Source organism: Pseudomonas sp. Sample_10 (assembly GCF_004321495.1).
In the GTDB taxonomy this organism is placed as follows: Bacteria; Pseudomonadota; Gammaproteobacteria; order Pseudomonadales; family Pseudomonadaceae; genus Aquipseudomonas.
Genome location: NZ_RCOE01000037.1, coordinates 1 through 2,742, shown reverse-complemented (window position 1 = coordinate 2,742; position 2,742 = coordinate 1). Strand labels below are relative to the sequence as shown.

Below are 2,742 nucleotides of genomic sequence, written 5' to 3'. Positions count from 1 at the left end.
TCGGTTCCCTGGAAATGGTCGACACCGTGGTCGAACTGCTTTCAGCGCACCCGCACCTGCCAGTGGTCTGCGACCCGGTGTTGCGCGCCGGCGGCGGCGGACGACTGGGCAAGGATGAAGTCGGCTACGCCATGCGCGAACGCCTGCTGCCGCTGTCGATCATCGCCACCCCTAACCTTCCCGAAGCCCGCATCCTCGCCGAACTGCCTGAAGGCACCGCGGACCAGTGCGCTGAGAAATTGCTGCCGTTCGTCAAACACCTGCTGATCACCGGCGGTCATGGCGACGAAACTGAAATCCACAATCGCCTGTACACCCGCGACGGTCTGCGCGAAACCTACACCTGCCAGCGTCTGCCGGGCAGTTATCACGGTTCCGGCTGCACCCTGGCCAGCGCCCTTGCCGGTCGTCTGGCGCAGGGCGAAAACCTCGCGAGTGCCGTACAGACCGCGCTTAACTACACATGGCGCACCCTGCGTGATGCCGAGCAGTTGGGTAAAGGACAGTTTGTGCCGCGTCGCTTGCCACTGGATTTTTGTTCGTAACTTTCAATGAGTACTGCGCTGAGGCTTGCCTGATGAAACTACGTGGCCTGTACGCCATTACCGACAGCGATCTTCTGCGCGGTAAATTGCTTGAGTACGTGGAGGCGGCGCTGGAAGGCGGCGTCACCTTGCTGCAGTACCGCGACAAGAGCAACGACGAGGCCCGCCGCCTGCGCGAGGCTGAAGCCTTGCGCAGCCTGTGCGAACGCTACAAGACCCGGCTGATCATCAATGACGATGCCGAACTGGCCGCTCGCCTGAACGTCGGCGTGCATCTGGGCCAGACCGATGGCCCGTTGTCGCCGACCCGCGCATTGCTCGGCTCCAAAGCGATCATCGGCTCGACCTGTCACGCGCAAATCGAATTGGCCGAGCAAGCCACAAAAGAGGGCGCCAGTTACGTCGCCTTCGGCCGCTTCTTCAACTCCAACACCAAACCCGGCGCACCGACCTGCAGCCTCGACCTGCTCGACCAGGCCCGCAAGCAACTGCATCTGCCGATCTGCGCGATCGGCGGGATCACCCTGGAAAACGCTGCTCCGCTGGTGGCCCACGGGGCTGATCTGCTGGCCGTAGTGCATGGCCTGTTCGGCGCGGCAAGCACGGCTGAAGTGACCCGCCGCGCCCGCGCATTCAATGAATTACTGAAAATCTGATTTGAGAGTCCAGACATGTCTCGTTCCGAAACCCTGTTTGCCAATGCCCAGAAACACATTCCCGGTGGCGTGAACTCGCCGGTTCGCGCGTTCAAGAGCGTCGGCGGCACGCCGCTGTTCTTCAAACACGCCGAAGGTGCCTACGTCACGGATGAAGACGACAAGCGTTATGTCGATTACGTTGGTTCCTGGGGGCCGATGATTCTCGGCCACAGCCACCCGGACGTGCTCGACGCAGTGCGCAAGCAACTGGAGCACGGCTTGTCCTATGGCGCGCCGACCGAGATGGAAACCCAGATGGCTGATCTGGTCTGCTCCCTTGTGCCGTCGATGGAAATGGTGCGCATGGTCAGCTCCGGCACCGAAGCGACCATGAGTGCGATTCGTCTGGCCCGTGGTTTTACCGGTCGTGACAGCATCATCAAATTCGAAGGCTGCTACCACGGCCACTCCGACAGCCTGCTGGTCAAGGCCGGTTCCGGCGCATTGACTCAAGGCGTGCCGAGCTCGGCCGGTGTGCCGGCAGCGTTCGCCAAACACACCCTGACCCTGCCGTTCAACGACATCGATGCCGTTGAGGCCATGCTCGCCGAAGTCGGCCAGGACGTGGCGTGCATCATCGTCGAGCCTGTGGCCGGCAACATGAACTGCGTGCCTCCGGCTCCGGGCTTCCTCGAAGGCCTGCGCAGCCTGTGCGACAAGCACGGCGTAGTGCTGATCTTCGACGAAGTGATGACCGGTTTCCGCGTCGCCCTCGGGGGTGCCCAGGCTTACTACGGCGTGACGCCGGACCTGACCACCTTCGGCAAGATCATCGGTGGCGGCATGCCCGTGGGTTGCTTTGGCGGCAAGCGCGAGATCATGTCGCGCATTGCTCCGCTCGGCCCGGTTTACCAGGCAGGCACGCTGTCGGGTAACCCGCTGGCGATGGCGGCAGGTCTTACGACCCTGCGCCTGATCAGCCGCCCGGGCTTCCACGCCGAGCTGACCGATTACACCACGCGCCTGCTCGATGGCCTGCAAGTGCGCGCCGATGCCGCGGGGATTCCGTTCGTGACCACCCAGGCCGGTGGCATGTTCGGTCTGTACTTCAGCGGCGCCGACGACATCGTGACCTTCGATGACGTGATGGCCAGCGACGCCGCCCTGTTCGGCCGCTTCTTCCATCTGATGCTCGAAGGTGGCGTGTACCTGGCGCCGAGCGCCTTCGAAGCAGGCTTCACCTCGATCGCCCACGGCGAAACCGAATTGAAGCTGACACTGGATGCCGCCGAGCGCGCATTTGCTGCGTTGAAGTAACATTGTCGTACTGACGCCGGCCAATGCCGGCGTCAGCTTTCACCTGCACTCCTGCCCTTTTGCCTGCTCATCTGCTAATAATCCCCCGCAAGTGGGCGATATATTCCCCGCGCAGCAGAAAAACGAGTAAAGACTTTGTAAGGTTGGCCCTGCTTATTTCATAATGCGCGCTTATTGGATCCCCTCGATGGGTCCGCGCGCCCTTCAGAGGTAAGTCGATTCCCATGAACCGCACCGGCCGC

At 62.3% G+C, this 2,742-nt stretch carries 3 protein-coding genes; all 3 read left to right on the top strand.

The annotated features are described in order from the left end of the window. On the top strand, nt 1-545 hold a 545-nt coding region (locus D8U18_RS03365; protein WP_177434980.1), incomplete at its 5' end, for a bifunctional hydroxymethylpyrimidine kinase/phosphomethylpyrimidine kinase. A gap of 32 nt (nt 546-577) precedes the next feature. After that, complete coding sequence (gene thiE, locus D8U18_RS03360) at nt 578-1,201, top strand: thiamine phosphate synthase (protein ID WP_056855787.1); 624 nt, start codon at nt 578-580, stop codon at nt 1,199-1,201. Between the two features lie 15 nt (nt 1,202-1,216). Beyond that, a complete protein-coding gene (gene hemL / locus D8U18_RS03355; RefSeq protein ID WP_056855788.1) occupies nt 1,217-2,500 on the top strand; it encodes a glutamate-1-semialdehyde 2,1-aminomutase in 1,284 nt (427 codons plus the stop codon). Nucleotides 2,501-2,742: the final 242 nt, after the last annotated feature.